This window comes from Streptomyces rhizosphaerihabitans, assembly GCF_025399795.1.
Lineage (GTDB): Bacteria > Actinomycetota > Actinomycetes > Streptomycetales > Streptomycetaceae > Streptomyces > Streptomyces rhizosphaerihabitans.
In genome coordinates this window covers 255192-274407 of the sequence record NZ_JAODTZ010000003.1, presented here as the reverse complement: position 1 = coordinate 274407, position 19216 = coordinate 255192, and the positions used below count along the sequence as shown (strand labels likewise).

The following is a 19216-nucleotide window of genomic DNA, read 5'->3' as shown; positions in this document are numbered from 1 at the left end:
AGGCCGTACACGGATCAAGTGATCCAAACCCCTGTCGGGGCGCGCGCGGGCTGCGTAGGGTGACCGGGTGACTGAGTCCGCACCCTCCGCGTATCTCCGGTTTCCGCATCTGCACGGCGAGTTGGTCGTCTTCACGGCCGAGGACGACATCTGGGCCGCCTCCCTCGAGGACGGCGGTCGCGCCTGGCGGGTCAGCGCCGACAACGTACCGGTCAACCATCCACGCATCTCCCCGGACGGTACGACCGTCGCCTGGACGTCGACGCGTGACGGAGCCCCCGAGGTCCACACCGCCGCCCTGTCCGGCGGGCCCGCCAAACGGCTGACGTACTGGGGCAGTCAGAAGACCCAGGTACGGGGCTGGACCCCCGACGGACAGGTACTCGCCCTCAGTACCCAGGGCCAGGCCAGCCTGCGCCGCACCTGGGCACGGTCCGTCCCGCTCGACGGCGGTCCCGCGACGACCCTGCCGTACGGGCCCGTCGGCGATGTCGCCCACGGTGCACCCGGCGTCGTCCTGCTGTCCGCCCCGATGGGGCGCGAGGCCGCATGGTGGAAGCGGTACCGGGGCGGCACGGCCGGCAAGCTGTGGATCGACCGGGACGGCGACGGCGAGTTCGTCCGGCTGCACGAGGACATCGACGGGAACCTCGAACACCCCTTCTGGGTGGGCGAGCGGATCGCCTTCCTGTCGGACCACGAGGACGTCGGAGCCCTGTACTCCTCCCTCGCCGACGGCTCCGACCTGCGGCGCCACACACCTCTCGACGGCTTCTACGCCCGCCACGCGGCCACCGACGGCACCCGCGTGGTGTACGCCTCCGCCGGTGAACTGTGGCTCCTCGACGGCCTCGACGGCGCCGAGCCGCGCCGGCTGGGCATCCGGCTCGGCGGCCAGCGCGTCGACCAGCAGCCGCACCCCGTGAGCGCCTCCCGCTGGTTCTCCGCCGCCGCGCCCGACCACACCGGACGCGGCAGCGCGGTCTCCGTGCGCGGTGCCGTCCACTGGGTCACCCACCGCTCCGGACCGGCCCGCGCGCTCGCCGCCGAGCAGGGCGTCCGCGCCCGGCTGCCCCGCACCTTCCGCGCCGAGGGCGAGGAGCACGTGGTGTGGGTCACCGACGCGGAGGGCGACGACGCCCTCGAATTCGCCCCCGCCACCGGCGTCGCCCCGGGAGCCACCCCGCGCCGGCTCGCCGCCGGCGCCCTCGGCCGGGTCCTCGGCCTCGCCATGGCGCCCGACGGAAGCCGCGCCGCCGTCGCCTCGCACGACGGGCGCGTGCTGCTCGTCGAGCGCGAGAGCGGCGAGGTCCGCGAGGTCGACCGCAGCGAGGACGGCGACGTCACCGGCCTCGTCTTCTCGCCCGACTCGGCGTGGCTCGCCTGGTCGCACCCCGGACCGCGCCCGCTGCGCCACCTCAAGCTCGCCAACACCACCGACCTGTCGGTGACCGAGGCGACCCCGCTGCGCTTCAGGGACTACGCACCGGCGTTCACCCTCGACGGCAAGCACCTAGCCTTCCTCTCGGCACGCGCCTTCGACCCCGTCTACGACGAGCACGTCTTCGACCTGGCGTTCGTCGGCGGCTCCCGGCCGTATCTGATCACCCTGGCCGCGACGACCCCGTCCCCCTTCGGACCGCAGCGCCACGGCAGGCCCTTCGAGGCCCCCGACAAGGACGAGACACCCGACAGCGAGGGCACCCCCAGCACCCGTATCGACCTGGACGGACTCGCCGACCGGATCGTGCCGTTCCCCGTCGAGGCCGCCCGCTACTCGACGCTGCGCGCCGCCAAGGACGGGCTGCTGTGGCTGCGCCATCCGGTACGGGGCGTGCTCGGCTCCTCCCGCGCCACCCCGGACGACCCGGACCCGAAGACCGAACTGGAGCGGTACGACCTCGCCCAGCAGCGCATCGAGCATCTCGCCGCCGACGCCGACCACTTCACCGTCACCGGCGACGGCAAGCGGGTCCTGCTGTGGACCGACGGCAAGCTCAAGGTCGTCCCCAGTGACCGGCGCGCCTCGAACGACGACGAGAGCGACACGAACATCACCGTCGACCTGTCGCGGGTGCGCCAGACCGTCGACCCGGCCGCCGAGTGGCGCCAGATGTACGACGAGACCGGCCGCCTCATGCGGGACAACTTCTGGCGTCCCGACCTGGGCGGCGTCGACTGGGACGCGGTCCTCGACCGGTACCGGCCGGTCCTGGAGCGGGTCGCCACCCACGACGACCTCGTCGACCTGCTGTGGGAGGTGCAGGGCGAACTCGGCACCTCGCACGCCTACGTCACCCCGCGCGGCGGACACCGCGGCGGCGACCTCGCCCAGGGGCTCCTCGGGGCGGACATCTCCCGCCACGAGGACGGCAGTTGGCGCATCGACCGGATCCTCCCCTCGGAGACCTCCGACCCGGACGCGCGGGCCCCGCTCGCCGCGCCCGGCGTCGCGGTGCGCGCCGGGGACGCGATCGTCGCGGTCGGCGGACACCCGGTGGACCCGGTGGCCGGGCCCGCGCCGCTGCTCGTCGGCACGGCCGGCAAACCCGTGGAGCTGACCGTCTCGCCGTCGGGCGGCGGCGATCCGCGCCACGCGGTCGTCGTACCGCTCGCCGACGAGGAGCCTCTGCGCTACCACGCGTGGGTGGCCGACCGGCGCGCCTACGTCCACGAGCGGTCCGGCGGACGCCTCGGCTATCTGCACGTGCCGGACATGGTCGGCTCCGGCTGGGCGCAGCTCCACCGCGATCTGCGCATCGAGGTGGCCCGCGAGGGCCTGGTCGTGGACGTCCGTGAGAACCGCGGCGGCCACACCTCGCAGCTCGTGGTGGAGAAACTCGCCCGGCGGATCGTCGGCTGGGACCTGCCCCGCGGCATGCGTCCCTACAGTTACCCGGAGGACGCTCCGCGCGGCCCCGTCGTCGCCGTCGCCAACGAGTTCTCCGGCTCCGACGGCGACATCGTCAACGCGGCGATCAAGGCGCTGGGTATCGGACCCGTGGTCGGCACCCGCACCTGGGGCGGCGTCATCGGCATCGACAGCCGTTACCGTCTCGTCGACGGAACCTCCGTCACCCAGCCCAAGTACGCCTTCTGGCTGGAGGGTTACGAGTGGAGCGTCGAGAACCACGGTGTCGATCCCGACGTCGAGGTCGTCCAGGCCCCGCAGGACCACGCGGCCGGCCGCGACACCCAGCTCGACGAGGCGGTCAGGATCGCGCTGGCCGCGCTGGAGGAGAACCCGGCGAAGACCGCGCCCGTACTGCCGCCGCTGTGACCCGGCGCGGGCGGTTCGCGGGCGGGCGGCGACGCGAGCCGCCCGCGAGCCGTCCGCGCCGTAGGGCCGCTAGCATGCGGAGGTAATGATCGGCTGGCGTGAGGAGGCACACGCATGGCGCAGGAGCCGAGGCGGGACGAGGGCGGGGAACCGCAGGACGACTGTCTGTTCTGCAAGATCGTGGCGGGGCACATTCCGGCGACGCTGGTGCGCGAGAGCGACACGACCGTGGCGTTCCGCGACATCAACCCGCAGGCACCGACCCACGTCCTGGTCATTCCCAGGGTGCACTACCCGGACGCGGCCGCCCTGGCCGCCGCCGAACCCGCCGTCGCCGCGGACCTGTTGCGCGAGGCGGGCGAGATCGCGGGCGAGGAGAAGCTGGAGAGCTACCGCATCGTGTTCAACACGGGCAGCGGTGCCGGACAGACCGTCTTCCACGCGCACGCCCACCTCCTGGGCGGCCGTGGCATGCAGTGGCCGCCGGGATAACCCGCCTTGTCCGCACGTGAACTGGTGGTCCTCGGCACCGCCAGCCAGGTCCCGACCCGGCACCGCAACCACAACGGCTACCTGCTGCGCTGGGACGGCGAGGGTCTCCTCTTCGACCCCGGCGAGGGCACCCAGCGCCAGATGCTGCGTGCCGGGGTCGACGCACACGACCTGCACCGCATCTGCGTCACCCATTTCCACGGCGACCACGCGCTCGGACTCGGCGGGGTGATCCAGCGCATCAACCTCGACCGCGTACCGCACGAGGTGACCGCGCACTACCCGCTCTCCGGTCAGCACTTCTTCGAGCGGCTGCGGTACGCCACCGCCTACCGCGAGACCGCTAGGCTCACCGAGGCGCCGGTCGGGGACGACGGCGTCCTCGCGACGACCCCCGCATACACCCTGGAGGCCCGCAGGCTCTCCCACCCCGTCGAGTCCTTCGGGTACCGGCTGGTCGAACCGGACGGGCGCCGGATGCTGCCGGAGCGGCTCGCCGGGCTCGGGATCAAGGGGTCCGACGTCGGGGTGCTGCAACGGGAGGGCTCGCTGCGGGGTGTCACGCTGGACGACGTCAGCGAGGTGCGGCGCGGACAGCGGTTCGCGTTCGTCATGGACACCCGGCTGTGCGAGGGCGTGGACGCGCTCGCCGAGGGCTGCGACCTGCTCGTCATCGAGTCGACCTTCCTCGACGGGGACCACCAACTCGCCACGGACCACGGACATCTGACAGCCGGTCAGGCGGGCCGGGTAGCCAAGGAGGCGGGCGTACGGCACCTCGTGCTCACCCACTTCAGCCAGCGCTACTCCGATCCCGGGGAGTTCGAGCGCGAGGCCCGCGCGGCGGGGTTCGACGGTGAGCTGACGGTGGCGCACGACCTGGTGAGAGTGCCGGTCCCGAAGCGACGGTGAGGACACGGCGGACCCGGGGTCGGCTTCGGGTCCGGCGCACGGTCCGTGACGCCGACGCCCGGTGCCGGGGCGTCCGGATACCGGCGTCGGGGTGTCCCGGTGTCGGGAAGGTGCCGGTTCCGGTGGGCCCGGGAATCGACCGTACGATGCTTCGATGTCCCTCCCCAAGGCTGAACTGCACCTCCACATCGAAGGCACCCTCGAACCCGAGCTGGCCTTCGCGCTCGCCGCGCGCAACGGCGTCACGCTGCCGTACGCGGACACCGAAGAGCTGCGCAAGGCGTATCTCTTCGACGATCTCCAGACGTTCCTGAACCTGTACTACGAGCTCATGGCCGTCCTGCGGACGGAGGCGGACTTCGCCGACCTGGCCGACGCCTACCTCGCCCGGGCCGCCGCGCAGGGCGTACGGCACGCGGAGATCTTCTTCGACCCGCAGGCGCACATCGCCCGGGGCGTGCCGATGGGGACGGTCGTCGAGGGACTGTGGCGCGCGCTCGGACGCAGCGAGGAGACCCACGGCGTCTCCACCCAGCTGATCATGTGCTTCCTGCGCGACGAGTCCGCCGAGTCCGCCATGGACACCCTTCAGGCCGCGAAGCCCTACCTCGACCGGATCACCGGCATCGGCCTCGACTCCGCCGAGGTCGGCCACCCGCCGGTCAAGTTCCGCGCGGTGTACGAGGCCGCCGCCGAGCTGGGTCTGCGGCGCGTCGCGCACGCCGGCGAGGAGGGGCCGCCCGCGTACATCACCGAGGCCCTCGACGTCCTCGGCGTCGAGCGCATCGACCACGGGCTGCGCTGCATGGAGGACCCCGAGCTCGTCGAACGGCTGGTCCGGGAGCGCGTGCCGCTGACCCTGTGCCCGCTGTCGAACGTACGGCTGCGTGCTGTGGACGTCCTGGCGGAGCACCCGCTGCCCGCCATGATGGACGCCGGACTGCTGTGCACGGTCAACTCCGACGACCCCGCCTACTTCGGCGGTTACGTCGGCGACAACTTCCACGCGGTGCGCGAGGCCCTCGGTCTCGGCGAGGAGCGGCTGCGGGAGCTGGCGCGCAACTCCTTCGAGGCGTCCTTCCTGGAGCACGACGAGGAGCGCCGGGCGCGCTACATCGCCGAGGTCGACGCGTACGAGTTCGGGTAGCCGAGCGAGCGCCTGCCCGTCCGCCCGGTTGGACGGTTGGACGGTTGGAAGGGCGGACAGGGGACGGGCGTCAGACGGTCACGGGCCCCGGCGTGGACACGGTGGCCGCCGTGTGCCGGGGACCTGCCGTGCCGTAGGCCTCCCGCTGGGCGGGCACACCCTCCAGCGGGAACTCCACGACGTCCACGACGGCGATTTCCGCGCAGGCGTTGTCCGCGACCGGGATCGGCGGCACGGAGATCTCCACGACCGGGATCCGCGCGAAGCGGCCGACCGCGGCCGGGATCTCGGCGAACGGGTCGTCCACGGCCGGGGTCGGTGTCATGAGCTCGTTCGCGACCGGCGTTTTCACGACCGGCAGCTCCATGACGGGGATCTCCACGGTGGGTATCTCCATGACCGGCATCTCCACGAGGGGGATCTCGACGATCTGGGTGGTGCGCCGAGGGCGCAGGGCCACGAGGGTCATCGGGACGCCGACCAGCAGCAGACCGGCCGCCAGGACCGTTCCCATCGCCGGGTAGCCCGCCCGCGCGGACAGCAGGCTGCCGGTGAGCGGGCCGCACGCCGTGCCGAGCGAGGAGGCGGAACCGACGAGGACCGCCCACCGGCCGCGCGTGTCCATGGACGCGGCGAGGCCGATCACGTACGACAGCACGACCGGGTACAGCGCGTTCCAGGCGATCTCGCCCGCCGCGAAGGACGTCAGATCGGTGGCCGCCGCGCTCAGCGCGATGCAGCCGGCGATCAGCGCCGTGCCCAGGCCGATCGGCAGCGCCCGGCCGAGCCGCGGGCCGAGGGCGCCCGCGCCGATGGTCCCGAGCAGTCCGGCGCCGAGCGCCACCGCGAAGACCGCGCCGACCTTGACCTCGGTGAGGCCCGCCTGTGTCAGACCGATCCGGCCGCTCACGCCCCACAGCGAGTTCTGCGCGAGGGACCAGAAGAGCATCGCCCCGGCGAGGAGCAGGCCGGAACGGCGGTGCGGGAGCGGGGTGGCGGTACGCAGGGTGTGCGCCGCCGGTGTGCGCGCGGGGAGGCGTCCCGTCAGGGACAGTGCGAGCAGCGCGGTGCAGGCGATCGCGGCGAGCGGGACACCGTGCGCCGGGCCCAGATGGGGGATCGTCAGATACAGCGCGCCCGCGAGGCCTGAGACGCCGAGCAGCCCCAGGGTGGTGACCCGGTGCGGATCGCGTCGGCCGGCGATTCCGGTCGCGGCGACCGCGGTGGCCGTACCGGAACCGAAGCCGCCGACGATCGCGCCGGCGACCACGAGAGGGACGGCCGTCGAGAGCGCGGCGGTGCCGTAGCCGAGGGCCGCGAGGAGCAGGCCTGCGCGGGCCAGCCTGCGCGGGCCGAAACGGTCGACGCGGGAGGCGAGCAGGAAGCCGGCCGAGGCCGAACTCAGCAGCAGGACACTGCCGACGGCTCCGGCCTGGGTGGCCGACAGCGGGAGTCCCGCGTCGAGGCGGCCGACGGTGGTGGGAAGCAGATACGCGGCGAGGTACCCGGCCGTGAAAAGGGCGACGAGGGGCCAGGGCGTGGGGGTGCGGGCGGACACGGGCGTTCCCAGGGCAGGCGAGAGCGGCTCAAGAAGAGAGGGGATGGGGCGGCTGTCGACGGACAGGAACGCGCGGGCAATTTGTATCAAGGTGGGGGGTCCGCGAAGAAGGCGTAGCGGTGTGATCTGGGGCACTCTTCGTTTGCGGTGGGGACCCCGGGGTAGGAGTGCCCGCTTTTCGAGCGCGGGGCGGAGCCGGGTGCCCGACCGGTGCCGGTGCCGCGTGCGCGCGGGCGAGGATGTTCGGGCAGGTGGAGGGACCAGGATCGCCCCTCGGGCACGGGGTGGGCCCGGGGCGGGTGAGCGGCGGTGGTGGGGGTGAAAGCCGCCCCGTGCCGCGGATGGCCATGTGGGGGATTCCGGACACGGGGTGGGCACGGCGTTTGCCCGGGTGGGCGTGGGGCGGGTGAGTGCGGTGGGGGCGAAAGCCTCCCCTGCTGCGAACGGCCAGGCGGGAGACCGATCGGGCTCCCGGACCTGGGGTGGGCGCGTGGCGGCGGGGGCGACGGCTTCCCCCGCCGCGGATGGCCAGGTGGGGGACCGGATCGGGCTCCCGGACGCGAGGCGGGCGAGGGGCGCGCACGGGGTGGCGCGGGCCGGGAGGGACGTGCCCCACCCGCACCACGGACCACGGCCGCCCCGGCGTGACCCACGGCCTCGCGCGGCCGGTGTGGTGCACACTGGCCAGAACCGGACCACCCCAGGGAGCGCACCGTGATCAACGGCGAGGGACCGTTCCGTCAGGCCCATGTCGACCCGCTCGCCGGGCTTCGCACCGCCGAGGACCCGCCCTGGGACGTCTACCTCACGGGCACCGTCTTCCTGGACATCATCTTCACCGGCCTCGACTCCGCCCCCGTTCGCGGCACCGAGTCCTGGGCGCGTGGCATGGGTTCGAGCCCCGGCGGGGTCGCGAACATGGCGACCGCCCTCGCCCGGCTGGGCCTGAAGACCTCCCTCGCCGCCGCCTTCGGGGACGACCACTACGGGGAGTACTGCTGGGACGCCCTGGAGCAGGGCGAGGGCATCGATCTGGCGCCGTCGCGGACCGTGCCCGGCTGGCACTCGCCGGTCACCGTGTCGATGGCGTACGAGGGCGAGCGGACCATGGTCAGTCACGGGCACGAGCCGCCGCACGAGGAGCCCGCCCCCGACTGCCCGCCGCGGGCGCGTGCCGCCGTCGCCTCGCTGACCCCGGGCATCCGCGCGCCCTGGATCGCGCAGGCCGCGAGCCGGGGCACCCGGATCTTCGCGGACGTCGGCTGGGACGACACCGGCCGCTGGGACCTGGCGGGGCTCGCCGATCTGGCGCACTGCGAGGCGTTCCTGCCGAACGCCGAGGAGGCCATGCGGTACACCGGCGCCGACTGCCCCCGCGCGGCGGCGCACGCGCTGGCCGAGCACGTACCGCTGGCGGTCGTCACCCTCGGCTCCGACGGCGCCTATGCCGTGGACGGCCGCTCCGGGGAGAGCGCCGAGGTCCCGGCGATCGCCGTCGAGGCGCTGGATCCCACCGGCGCGGGCGACGTCTTCGTCGCCGGATTCGTCATGGGGACCCTGGCCGACTGGCCGCTCGCCGACCGTCTCGCCTTCGCCGGGCTGATCGCCGCGCTCTCCGTCCAGGAGTTCGGCGGATCGCTGTCGGCGCCCGGCTGGTCGGAGATCGCCGCATGGTGGCGCAAGGTCCATTCGGTCGACGCCCAGAACCCGGCGGCCCTGAGCCGGTACGCCTTCCTGGAGGGCCTGCTCCCGGAGGTCACCCGCCCCTGGCCGCTGCGCCGGGCCGTGCCGACGATCGGTTTCGGCCGCTCGGCGTGAGGCCGCCCGATCAAGGCCGCCTGTCGGCGAGGTACCTGACCGTGAGGCCGTCCGATCCTGCGGTCGACGCGTCCTCAGGCCACTGCGCGTCCGCACGTCCCGGCGCGTCTTCAGGTCACGACCTCGTGACCTGAAGAAAAGCCCTACGGCTCCGTGAGTGCCGCGACGTACGCTGGGAACGCAAGGCTGCCCGTGTGGCAAGCGTGCCGACCGAGGAGGATACGCAGGCCTACAGAGCCGGCCCATGACTCAGACACCCACAGCTCACGGCCCCGCTCAGGGGCAGGCGCGCGCGCACTTCACCGTCCCGGCCAAGCACCCCATGGTGACTGTTCTGGGTTCCGGAGACGCCCTGCTGCGCGTGATCGAGAAGGCCTTCCCGGCGGCCGACATCCACGTCCGGGGAAACGAGATCAGTGCGGTCGGCGACGCCGGTGAAGTCGCTCTCGTCCAGCGCCTGTTCGACGAGATGATGCTGGTGCTCCGCACGGGGCAGCCCATGACGGAGGACGCAGTGGAACGCTCGATCGCCATGCTCAGGGCGAGCGAGAACGGGGAGGGCGACGGCCAGGAGACTCCGGCCGAAGTGCTCACGCAGAACATCCTGTCCTCGCGAGGCCGCACCATCCGCCCCAAGACCCTGAACCAGAAGCGCTACGTCGACGCCATCGACAAGCACACCATCGTGTTCGGCATCGGCCCCGCCGGTACCGGCAAGACGTACCTCGCCATGGCGAAGGCCGTCCAGGCGCTCCAGCACAAGCAGGTCAACCGGATCATCCTGACCCGCCCGGCGGTCGAGGCCGGCGAGCGGCTCGGCTTCCTGCCCGGCACGCTCTACGAGAAGATCGACCCGTACCTGCGCCCGCTGTACGACGCGCTGCACGACATGCTCGACCCGGACTCGATCCCGCGCCTGATGGCCGCGGGCACGATCGAGGTCGCGCCGCTGGCGTACATGCGCGGCCGCACCCTGAACGACGCCTTCATCATTCTGGACGAGGCTCAGAACACGAGCGCCGAGCAGATGAAGATGTTCCTCACCCGGCTCGGCTTCGACTCGAAGATCGTGATCACCGGTGACGTGACGCAGGTCGACCTCCCGAGCGGTACGAAGTCGGGTCTGCGGCAGGTCCAGGACATCCTGGAGGGTCTCGACGACGTCCACTTCTCGCGGCTCACGTCCCAGGATGTCGTCCGGCACAAGCTGGTCGGCCGTATCGTCGACGCGTACGAGAAGTACGACAGCGAGAACGGCACCGAGAACGGCTCGAACAAGAGCCGGGGCCACAAAGGGAAGTAGACCAGCACCGCCATGTCGATCGACGTCAACAACGAGTCCGGAACCGAGGTCGACGAGCAGGCGATCCTCGACATCGCCCGCTACGCGCTCGCGCGGATGCGCATCCACCCGCTCTCCGAGCTCTCGGTGATCGTCGTGGACACGGACGCCATGGAGCAGTTGCACATCCAGTGGATGGACCTGCCGGGACCGACGGACGTCATGTCCTTCCCGATGGACGAACTGCGCCCGCCGTCGAAGGACGACGACGAGCCGCCGCAGGGCCTGCTCGGCGACATCGTGCTCTGCCCCGAGGTCGCCGAGCAGCAGGGCAAGGACGCTCCGACGCAGCACACGATGGACGAGGAGCTCCAACTCCTCACCGTCCACGGCGTGCTGCACCTGCTCGGCTACGACCACGAGGAAGCCGACGAGAAGGCCGAGATGTTCGGCCTGCAGGCCGCCATCGTGGACGGCTGGCGTGCGGAGAAGGGCATCACGGGTCCGTCTCCGGCCCCGACCGTGTCATGAGCCCACAGCTGGTCATCGGTGCCGTCACCCTGGTCGTCGTCGCCTGGCTCGCCGCCTGCGCGGAGGCCGGCCTCGCGCGCGTCTCCAGCTTCCGCGCCGAGGAGGCGGTCCGCAGCGGTCGGCGCGGCAGCGCCAAGCTCGCGCAGGTCACCGCGGACCCGACGCGCTATCTGAACGTGGCGCTGCTGGTCCGCGTGGCCTGCGAGATGGCGGCCGCCGCGCTCGTCGTCTTCGCCTGCCTGAAGGAGTTCGACAAGACCTGGCAGGCCCTCGCCGTGGCCATCGCAGTCATGGTCCTCGTGTCGTACGTCGCCGTCGGCGTCTCGCCGCGCACCATCGGCCGCCAGCACCCGCTGAACACCGCGACGGCGGCGGCGTACGTCCTGCTGCCGCTGGCCCGGATCATGGGCCCGATCCCGCCGCTGCTGATCCTGATCGGCAACGCGCTCACCCCCGGCAAGGGCTTCAGACGCGGCCCGTTCGCCTCCGAGGCGGAACTGCGGGCCCTGGTCGACCTCGCCGAGAAGGAGTCCCTCATCGAGGACGACGAGCGCCGCATGGTGCACTCCGTCTTCGAGCTCGGCGACACCCTCGTGCGCGAGGTCATGGTTCCCCGCACGGACCTCGTCGTCATCGAGCGCTACAAGACCATCCGGCAGGCCCTCACCCTGGCCCTGCGCTCGGGCTTCTCGCGCATACCCGTCACCGGGGAGAACGAGGACGACATCGTCGGGATCGTCTACCTCAAGGACCTGGCCCGCAAGACCCACATCAGCCGGGACGCCGAGTCCGAGCTCGTGTCGACGGCCATGCGCCCGGCCGCGTTCGTCCCCGACACCAAGAACGCCGGCGATCTGCTGCGCGAGATGCAGCAGGAGCGCAATCACGTCGCCGTCGTCATCGACGAGTACGGCGGTACCGCCGGCATCGTCACCATCGAGGACATCCTCGAGGAGATCGTCGGCGAGATCACCGACGAGTACGACCGCGAACTGCCGCCCGTCCAGGAGCTCGGCGGCGACAGCTTCCGGGTGACCGCCCGCCTCGACATCGGCGACCTCGGCGAGCTGTACGGCTTCGAGGCCTACGACGACGAGGACGTGGAGACCGTCGGCGGACTGCTCGCCAAGGCGCTGGGACGGGTCCCCATCGCCGGTGCCTCCTCGGTGGTCGAACTGCCCGACGGGCGCGAGCTGCGGCTGACCGCGGAGGCCGCGGCCGGCCGCCGGAACAAGATCGTCACGGTCCTCGTCGAGCCGGTCGGCCAGGCCGGGCCTCCTCAGGAGGAGAAACCGGCGTGACTCCACAGCAACTGCGCGCGTTCTGCCTGTCCTTCAACGCGACCGTCGAGGACTTCCCCTTCAATCCCGAGACCTCGGTCTTCAAGGTGCTGGGCAAGCTCTTCGCCCTGACGAACCTGGACGCGCGCCCGCTCACGGTCAACCTGAAGTGTGACCCGCAGGACGCGATCCGGCTGCGCGACCAGCACCCGGGGCTGATCATCCCGGGCTACCACATGAACAAGCGGCACTGGAACACGGTGACCGTCGACGGCGAGCTCCCGGACCACCTGGTCCGGGAGCTCATCGAGGATTCGTACGATCTCGTCGTGGCCGGTCTGCCGCGCGCCGAGCGGTTGCGCCTGGACCGTCCCTGACCCTCAGCGGGTCCGTCCCTGACCCTCAGCGGGTGCGCGCGCCGGCACTTCGTATGCTCTGGTCATGACCGACAGCAGCGCGCTCGACCCCGAGGACCGCAAGATCGTCACCCTGGCCCGTTCCGCGCGGGCCCGCAACGGTGTGCCCGAGGGCGCGGCCGTACGCGACGAGACGGGGCGTACCTACGTCGCCGGGACCGTGGAGCTGGAGTCGCTGCGGCTGAGCGCCCTGCAGACGGCCGTGGCGATGGCCGTGGCGTCGGGGGCGAAGTCCCTGGAGTCGGCGGCCGTGGTGTCCGAGGCGGAGGCCGTCGCGGACGCGGACCGTGCGGCTGTACGGGATCTCGGCGGGCCCGCGACGCCGGTGCTGCTGGCCGGGCTCGACGGTGTCGTACACCTGACGGTCACAGCGGGCTGACAACCAAGGTGACCGCGGGCCGACACCGAGGGTGACGGCGGGCTGAGGAGGCTTCCTGCCGCCCCTGGACGACTTCTCTCCCGTTCCCTGTACGAGAAGACGGCCCGGAGACCGGGCCGTCTTCCACGCGCTCGATGTCCTCAGGGGCGCCGAGGTGTCTCAGAAGCCGAGCTTGCGCAGCTGCCGGGGGTCGCGCTGCCAGTCCTTGGCGACCTTCACATGGAGGTCGAGGAAGACCGGCGTGCCGAGCAGCGCCTCGATCTGCTTGCGGGACTTGATGCCGACGTCCTTCAGGCGCTTGCCCTTGGGGCCGATGATGATGCCCTTCTGGCTGGGGCGCTCGATGTAGACGAAGGCGTGGATGTCGAGGAGCGGCTTGTCGGCGGGGCGGTCCTCGCGCGGCAGCATCTCCTCGACCACGACGGCGATGGAGTGCGGAAGCTCGTCGCGGACGCCCTCCAGGGCGGCCTCGCGGATCAGCTCCGCGATCATGACCTGCTCCGGCTCGTCCGTCAGGTCGCCCTCGGGGTAGAGGGCGGGCCCCTCCGGCAGCAGCGGGACGATCAGATCGGCCAGCAGACCCACCTGCGAGTCGCCCACCGCCGACACCGGAACGATCTCGGCCCACTCGAACCCGAGCTCCCGGCCGAGCTGGTCGATCGCGATGAGCTGCTCGGCGAGCGTCTTGCTGTCGACGAGGTCGGTCTTCGTGACGATCGCGATCTTCGGCGTCTTCTTGATCGACGCCAGTTCCTTCGCGATGAAACGGTCACCCGGGCCGAGCTTCTCGTTCGCGGGCAGGCAGAAGCCGATCACGTCGACCTCGGCCCAGGTGGTGCGGACGATGTCGTTGAGCCGCTCGCCCAGCAGGGTGCGCGGTTTGTGCAGGCCAGGGGTGTCGACGAGGATCAGCTGCGCGTCGGGCCGGTGCACGATGCCCCGCACGGTGTGCCGTGTGGTCTGCGGCTGGTTCGCGGTGATCGCCACCTTCTGGCCGACCAGAGCGTTCGTGAGGGTGGACTTGCCCGCGTTGGGGCGGCCCACGAAACAGGCGAAGCCGGCGCGGTGGTTCCCCACTGCTTCGGACGGCTCGGATGACTGGTTGCGAACGCTCATGGCGCCCATTCTCCCTGATCGTCGGGCGCCCGCCGTACCAAGCTGTTCGACAGCCCGGAGGCAGACATTCCGGTACCCGTGCGCAGGGCGTCGAGGACTCGCCCGCCGGCCGCTCCCGCGCCGGGCGCCGGACACCTCATCTGTGAGGATTCGGAAATCGCGGCGCAATGAAACACATCGGAAACGTGGGTGTGCGCAACCGGAAATGCGGGCCCATGACGCTCTGACGACGCCCCCACCCCGTTGGAGAGACCGTGACTCTGGCCGCTGCCCGGATCGACACCGGCGACACAGCCTGGCTGCTCGCCGCCACCGCGCTCGTCCTCCTGATGACGCCCGGCCTCGCCCTGTTCTACGGCGGCATGGTCCGTGCGAAGAGCGTGCTCAACATGCTCATGATGAGCTTTGTGTCGATCGCCCTGGTCACGGTGGTCTGGCTGACCGCCGGATACTCCCTCGTGTTCGGCCAGGACGCGTTCGGCGGGCTCATCGGCGGGCTGCGGCACGCGGGAATGGCCGGGATCGGGCCGGACAGCGTGCAGGGCACCGTTCCCACCCTGCTCTTCGCCACCTTCCAGCTCACCTTCGCGATCATCACCGCCGCGCTGATCAGCGGGGCGGTCGCCGACCGGGCGAAGTTCGGGGCCTGGCTCGTCTTCGTGCCCGTCTGGGCGCTGCTCGTATACGTTCCCGTCGCGCACTGGGTATGGGGTCCGGGCGGCTGGATCCGTGAGGGGCTGGGCGCGCTCGACTTCGCGGGCGGTATGCCGGTCGAGATCACCTCGGGCGCCTCCGGGCTCGCGCTGTGCCTGGTCCTCGGGCCGCGGCTCGGCTTCAAGAAGGACGCCATGCGCCCGCACAACCTGCCCATGGTCATGCTCGGCGCCGGTCTCCTCTGGTTCGGCTGGTTCGGATTCAACGCCGGATCCGCCCTCGGCGCCAACGGTCTGGCCGCCGCGGCCTTCCTCAACACCCTCACCGCCGGCTGCACGGGCCTGCTCGGCTGGCTCCTCGTCGAGCAGCGGCGCGACGGCCACCCGACCACGCTGGGCGCCGCCTCGGGCGCGGTCGCCGGCCTGGTGGCCATCACCCCGTCCTGCGGGTCGGTGTCCCTGCTGGGCGCGCTCGCCGTCGGGCTCGCCGCCGGTGTCGTCTGCTCGTACGCCGTGAGCTGGAAGTTCAAGTTCGACTACGACGACTCGCTGGACGTCGTCGGCGTCCATCTGGTCGGCGGTGTCATCGGCACGCTGCTCATCGGGGTCTTCGCGGTCCACGGGATGACGGGCGGGGTCGAGGGGCTGCTGTACGGCGGCGGGCTCGGCCAGCTCGGCCGGCAACTGGTCGGTGTGCTGGCCGTCGGGTCGTACGCGTTCGCCGCCACGTACGGCATCGGCAGGCTGCTCGACCGGCTGATCGGCCTGCGCGCGGACGAGGAGCACGAGCAGAACGGCCTGGACCTTACGGTGCACGCCGAGAGCGCCTACGATCACGGGGTCCTGGGCCACGGCGCCCCGGTGTCGTCGTCCCTTCCCACCGCGCAGAAGGTCAAGCACCAGGCATGAAGCTCATCACCGCCGTCGTCAAGCCCCACCGGCTCGACGAGGTCAAGACCGCCCTGCAGGAGCTCGGTGTGCACGGGCTGACCGTCACCGAGGCCAGCGGCTACGGGCGTCAGCGCGGGCACACCGAGGTGTACCGCGGTGCCGAGTACCGGGTCGACCTCGTCCCCAAGATCCGGATCGAGGTCGTCGTCGAGGACGCGGACGCCGACGCGGTCATCGACGCGGTGGTCAAGGCCGCGCAGACCGGGAAGATCGGGGACGGAAAGGTGTGGTCCGTACCCGTGGAGACGGTCGTACGGGTACGGACGGGCGAACGCGGGCCCGACGCACTCTGACCGTCACCACCGCCGCGGCGGACGCGGCTGCCACCAACACGGCCACCAGCCACGGCAGCGCGAGGAACGACACGCTCGCCGACTCCCGGGTCCCGGGCGCGCTGGCCGTCAACGTCACATCGCCCCAGTCGAGTTGGGGCGCTCCGTGCCAGGGCGCGGTGAGCCGGACCCGCTGGCCCGGGAGCAGTTCCGAGGGGATGCCCGTGAGGTCGCGGGACAGCAGGGTCCGCCCGAAGAGGCCCTCGGCCCTCAGGCGCACCTTCGGGTTCAGGGTCACGTTGCCCGTGTTGTGGAGGGTGTACGAGACGGTGGCCGCGGAGGCGCCCGTGCCGGGGATCAGTGGCTGGTGGCGGGTGAGGCGGACCTTCTCCACGGCGAGGGCGGGGACCGTGGGCCCGCCGATCCGGAGATAGACCCGGGCGGCGACCGCCCGTTGCACCCCGACCGAGACGGAGCCGGGGCCCGTCTCGATCCGTTCGTCGAGCGCCACCAGCGCGCCCGGATGGTCGCCGGGTTCGGCCCGCTCGGGGACGTGGAGAGTGAACGGCACGGTGACCCGGCCGTGCGCGGGCACGGTGATCCGGGAGCGGGCCGGCCGGGCCCAGGCCCCCACCCCGTGCTGTTTCTCCTTCAGCGTGCGCACGGCGAAACCGCCGTCGCGCGCGGTGTTGTAGGCGTCGGCCGCGTACAGCCGGAAGGTCAGGGGGCCGCTGGTCTTGTTGGCGACGGTGACCTTGTCCCGGAGGGTCTGGCCGGGGTCGGCGGAGAGGTAGAAGTACGGCCGCGCGGCGATGCGCGAGGACACGGGGTAGACCGACCAACTGCCGTTGTCGGCCGCGTACGAGGGCGTGGCCACCCATGCCGAGAAGGCCAGCAGGGCAGGGAGCAGGCTCAGGAGGAGGGCGTACGGCTTGCGCATGGGTGCGGACCCCCGCGGAAGGCATGGGCGGACGAGGTGGACGGGCGGGTGCGCGCCCGGCCACCGGGGTGCGGAGACCGGTCGAGTGGCGGACCGGTCAGCTGAGCGTCAGCGTGAGCACACCGGAGTAGGTGCCGGGGGGTGTGAACTCCGGTACGTTCAGCGACAGTCCGGCGTCGACGGTGAACTCACCGCCGGTGAGCGTTCCGTTGGGAGTGGACGCCAGTGTCGCTCCCGAGGTGCCCACCGCGCCGGACGAACCGGCCTGGCAGGTGCTCGGGCTGCCGGCCTTGGTGGCGCAGGCCGGGGTCCAGCTCAGGGCACCGGCACCGATCTTCGCGCCGGGGCCGGTGAAGTCGGTGACCTTGCCGGTCAGGGACCAGCCCGCGGGTCCGCCGCGGAAGTCCTTGACCGTCACCGTCTGCAGGGAGCCCGTGGAGGCACCGCCCTTGCCGAAGTCGACCGCCGAGAGTGCGACGGCATCCCCGGCCTGGGTCATCGACAGCGTTCCCGCCTTCACCGTGGTGGTGAGCTTCTGACTGCCGTCCGGGACGGGCGTGTTGTCGATGACGACATACGCGGCGGGACCCGCGCCGGTGTCCGCGTTCCAGCTTCCTCCCTCGTACGCGACCACGCCGGTCGTCGTCTTGTCGTTGACGACGAGCGATCCGCTGAAGGAACCCTGGGCGTTCGCGGTCACGGTCGCCGTGTCGGCGGTCTGGGTTGCCCCGGACCGTCCGGCGAGGGTGACGGTGGCGCCCGGGGTGAAGTCGCTGCCGGTGACGGTCACGCTGTCACCGGGATTCCCGGAGGCCGAACCGAGCTGGATGGCCCGGGTGTTGGTCTGTCCGCCGCCCGTCGCGGTGACCGTCTCCGACACCGGGGCGGGCGGGGTGATGACCGTGCACGGGGTGTCCAGCTCCATGATGTAGCTGGTGTGGATGTTGTAGTCGCTCGGCGACAGGGTGATCGCGCCGGGCGCGGTGACGGTGAACGTGCCCGTCATGCTGAACGACGGGAAGGCGCCCTTGCCGGGCACCGGGTCGTTCTTCTTGGGACCGGCGACGGTGACGCTTCCGGTCTGCGCCCCGCCGAGCGCGACCTTGCCGGTGGGCGTCATGATGTCCGCCGGAAGCGCGATGTCGACGGGGTTGCTGGCGGCGGGCTTGACCACCGTGTAGGTCACGGTGACCGTGTCGCCGACCTTGGGACGCGCGTTGTCCACCGTGATCTTCGCGGTGGTGGTGCCGTCGATCGGCGGGATGCCCGCGATCGCCGGCGGGATGCAGTGCGTGGCGAAGTCCACGTTCGTGGCAGCGGCTCCGGCCGGGGCGGCCAGCGCACCTCCCGCGGTGAGCGCGAGTACGGTCGCCCCGAGCAGTGCCGCAAGGCGTCGTCTTCGGGTTGTCGGACCCGTGGTTGACATGGTTGTTGCCCCCTCCTGAGGGATGCGGGCGCAGCGGCTCGTCTACGCCGACAGGGGGCTATTGATGTGCGGGTTGTGTGAGAAGTCAATGGAGTCCCGGCGCAGTGACTGATGGGCCATCAGTTTCTGTCATGGTCATCGACCGGTCGCCCAACGGTCTCCGACCCGGGCCGTGGGCAAGGGAGTTGCCGGAAGGCCGGTGCCGCTGCGCGCGGGCGGCACCGTCCCTCGTCACGTCATGGCGCGGTGGGTCAGTCGAAGACGAACGGACCCGGGGACTGTGGCGCGTCCGCCGTGCAGGTGATGGTGATGCCGAAGACCACCATCTTCAGGGAGCCGCCGTAGGTCTCCAGGCTGTCGCCGGAGGCGACGGTGCCGTCGAGGGGGCCCACCGAGACTCCGCCGCCCGCGGCGATCGCGGGGTTCTTCTTGCCGCTGAAGGCAGTGGTCCCGCCGCTTGCGTTGACCAGGGTCAGAGTGGAGGTGACCGAGTTCTCGGCGAGGGGGAGCGGGGACGTGATGGTGGTGGAGCTGAGGGTGATGGTCGCGGCCGTGCCGTCCTGCGTGGCCGTGAGGGTGGCCGCACCGCCACCACCGAGGGTGCAGGTCGCGTTGATGGTGGCCGTCTGGGGAGTGACGGCCGCGGCGGTCGGCGCGAAGGCCAGACCGGTCGCGGCGAGGGTGCCGGCGGCTAACGCCGCGACGGTACAGAGTCGCTTGCCTCTCATCGGTTTCCCTTCCCTTGTGGGGGAATTGCCATGTG

At 71.7% G+C, this 19216-nt stretch carries 17 protein-coding genes; 12 read left to right on the top strand and 5 right to left on the bottom strand.

Annotated elements, in window-relative coordinates:
• Positions 1-67: 67 nt before the first annotated feature.
• The 4 genes from N4G66_RS04735 (at position 68) to N4G66_RS04720 (ending at position 5831) form a co-directional block, all read left to right on the top strand.
• Positions 68-3280 (top strand): S41 family peptidase, encoded by a 3213-nt coding sequence (locus tag N4G66_RS04735; RefSeq protein WP_261702652.1) that lies wholly within the window; start codon positions 68-70, stop codon positions 3278-3280.
• 114 nt (positions 3281-3394) lie between these two features.
• Positions 3395-3772, top strand: a complete 378-nt coding sequence (locus N4G66_RS04730; RefSeq protein WP_261702651.1) for a histidine triad nucleotide-binding protein — start codon at positions 3395-3397, stop codon at positions 3770-3772.
• A gap of 6 nt (positions 3773-3778) precedes the next feature.
• Positions 3779-4684, top strand: a complete 906-nt coding sequence (locus N4G66_RS04725) for a ribonuclease Z (RefSeq protein WP_261702650.1) — start codon at positions 3779-3781, stop codon at positions 4682-4684.
• Positions 4685-4838: 154 nt separating this feature from the next.
• On the top strand, positions 4839-5831 hold the full coding sequence (locus tag N4G66_RS04720) for an adenosine deaminase (RefSeq protein ID WP_261702649.1): 993 nt from the start codon (positions 4839-4841) through the stop codon (positions 5829-5831).
• A 70-nt stretch (positions 5832-5901) separates the two neighbouring features.
• On the opposite strand, the gene N4G66_RS04715 is transcribed toward N4G66_RS04720, so the two are convergent.
• The gene (locus tag N4G66_RS04715; protein ID WP_261702648.1) at positions 5902-7389 is read right to left on the bottom strand and encodes an MFS transporter; all 1488 of its coding nucleotides are present in this window, start codon (positions 7387-7389) and stop codon (positions 5902-5904) included.
• A gap of 714 nt (positions 7390-8103) precedes the next feature.
• Between N4G66_RS04715 and N4G66_RS04710 the strand changes: the two genes are divergently transcribed.
• The 6 genes from N4G66_RS04710 (at position 8104) to N4G66_RS04685 (ending at position 13095) form a co-directional block, all read left to right on the top strand.
• Entirely contained in the window at positions 8104-9207 is a 1104-nt protein-coding gene (locus tag N4G66_RS04710) for a carbohydrate kinase family protein (RefSeq protein ID WP_261702647.1), read from the top strand.
• A gap of 244 nt (positions 9208-9451) precedes the next feature.
• Complete coding sequence (locus N4G66_RS04705; protein WP_261702646.1) at positions 9452-10510, top strand: PhoH family protein; 1059 nt, start codon at positions 9452-9454, stop codon at positions 10508-10510.
• A gap of 12 nt (positions 10511-10522) precedes the next feature.
• Positions 10523-11020: an rRNA maturation RNase YbeY gene (gene ybeY / locus N4G66_RS04700; RefSeq protein WP_261702645.1), complete on the top strand. Its 498-nt coding sequence runs from the start codon at positions 10523-10525 to the stop codon at positions 11018-11020.
• The gene (locus N4G66_RS04695; protein WP_261702644.1) at positions 11017-12321 is read left to right on the top strand and encodes a hemolysin family protein; all 1305 of its coding nucleotides are present in this window, start codon (positions 11017-11019) and stop codon (positions 12319-12321) included. The genes ybeY and N4G66_RS04695 overlap by 4 nt, the downstream gene beginning before the upstream one ends.
• Positions 12318-12677 carry an MmcQ/YjbR family DNA-binding protein gene (locus tag N4G66_RS04690; RefSeq protein WP_261702643.1) on the top strand — a complete coding sequence of 120 codons (360 nt, stop codon included), beginning with the start codon at positions 12318-12320 and terminating at the stop codon, positions 12675-12677. Before N4G66_RS04695 ends, N4G66_RS04690 begins: the two co-directional genes overlap by 4 nt.
• Before the next feature lie 64 nt (positions 12678-12741).
• Positions 12742-13095: a cytidine deaminase gene (locus N4G66_RS04685; protein WP_261702642.1), complete on the top strand. Its 354-nt coding sequence runs from the start codon at positions 12742-12744 to the stop codon at positions 13093-13095.
• 159 nt (positions 13096-13254) lie between these two features.
• Here the strand turns inward: N4G66_RS04685 and era are convergent, their stop codons facing one another.
• Complete coding sequence (gene era, locus N4G66_RS04680; RefSeq protein WP_261702641.1) at positions 13255-14220, bottom strand: GTPase Era; 966 nt, start codon at positions 14218-14220, stop codon at positions 13255-13257.
• A gap of 245 nt (positions 14221-14465) precedes the next feature.
• Between era and N4G66_RS04675 the strand changes: the two genes are divergently transcribed.
• Both N4G66_RS04675 and N4G66_RS04670 read left to right on the top strand, forming a co-directional pair.
• Complete coding sequence (locus N4G66_RS04675; RefSeq protein ID WP_315903613.1) at positions 14466-15773, top strand: ammonium transporter; 1308 nt, start codon at positions 14466-14468, stop codon at positions 15771-15773.
• Positions 15770-16108: a P-II family nitrogen regulator gene (locus N4G66_RS04670; protein ID WP_261702640.1), complete on the top strand. Its 339-nt coding sequence runs from the start codon at positions 15770-15772 to the stop codon at positions 16106-16108. Before N4G66_RS04675 ends, N4G66_RS04670 begins: the two co-directional genes overlap by 4 nt.
• Here N4G66_RS04670 and N4G66_RS04665 read toward each other — a convergent pair.
• The 3 genes from N4G66_RS04665 to N4G66_RS04655 form a co-directional block, all read right to left on the bottom strand.
• Complete coding sequence (locus N4G66_RS04665) at positions 16002-17027, bottom strand: DUF916 domain-containing protein (RefSeq protein ID WP_261702639.1); 1026 nt, start codon at positions 17025-17027, stop codon at positions 16002-16004. The two genes, N4G66_RS04670 and N4G66_RS04665, sit on opposite strands and share 107 nt — an antisense overlap.
• A 97-nt stretch (positions 17028-17124) precedes the next feature.
• Complete coding sequence (locus N4G66_RS04660) at positions 17125-18453, bottom strand: beta-xylosidase (RefSeq protein WP_261702638.1); 1329 nt, start codon at positions 18451-18453, stop codon at positions 17125-17127.
• A 251-nt stretch (positions 18454-18704) separates the two neighbouring features.
• Positions 18705-19181, bottom strand: a complete 477-nt coding sequence (locus N4G66_RS04655; protein ID WP_261702637.1) for a hypothetical protein — start codon at positions 19179-19181, stop codon at positions 18705-18707.
• Positions 19182-19216: the final 35 nt, after the last annotated feature.

Excerpts from the sequence above, each read along its gene's own strand:
- N4G66_RS04670 (WP_261702640.1), top strand. The coding sequence starts at position 15,770 with ATGAAGCTCATCACCGCCGTCGTCAAGCCCCACCGGCTCGACGAGGTC.
- N4G66_RS04720 (WP_261702649.1), top strand. The coding sequence starts at position 4,839 with ATGTCCCTCCCCAAGGCTGAACTGCACCTCCACATCGAAGGCACCCTC.
- N4G66_RS04685 (WP_261702642.1), top strand. The coding sequence starts at position 12,742 with ATGACCGACAGCAGCGCGCTCGACCCCGAGGACCGCAAGATCGTCACC.
- N4G66_RS04705 (WP_261702646.1), top strand. The coding sequence starts at position 9,452 with ATGACTCAGACACCCACAGCTCACGGCCCCGCTCAGGGGCAGGCGCGC.
- N4G66_RS04655 (WP_261702637.1), bottom strand. The coding sequence starts at position 19,181 with ATGAGAGGCAAGCGACTCTGTACCGTCGCGGCGTTAGCCGCCGGCACC.
- N4G66_RS04730 (WP_261702651.1), top strand. The coding sequence starts at position 3,395 with ATGGCGCAGGAGCCGAGGCGGGACGAGGGCGGGGAACCGCAGGACGAC.
- N4G66_RS04695 (WP_261702644.1), top strand. The coding sequence starts at position 11,017 with ATGAGCCCACAGCTGGTCATCGGTGCCGTCACCCTGGTCGTCGTCGCC.
- ybeY (WP_261702645.1), top strand. The coding sequence starts at position 10,523 with ATGTCGATCGACGTCAACAACGAGTCCGGAACCGAGGTCGACGAGCAG.
- N4G66_RS04660 (WP_261702638.1), bottom strand. The coding sequence starts at position 18,453 with ATGTCAACCACGGGTCCGACAACCCGAAGACGACGCCTTGCGGCACTG.
- era (WP_261702641.1), bottom strand. The coding sequence starts at position 14,220 with ATGGGCGCCATGAGCGTTCGCAACCAGTCATCCGAGCCGTCCGAAGCA.
- N4G66_RS04665 (WP_261702639.1), bottom strand. The coding sequence starts at position 17,027 with ATGCGCAAGCCGTACGCCCTCCTCCTGAGCCTGCTCCCTGCCCTGCTG.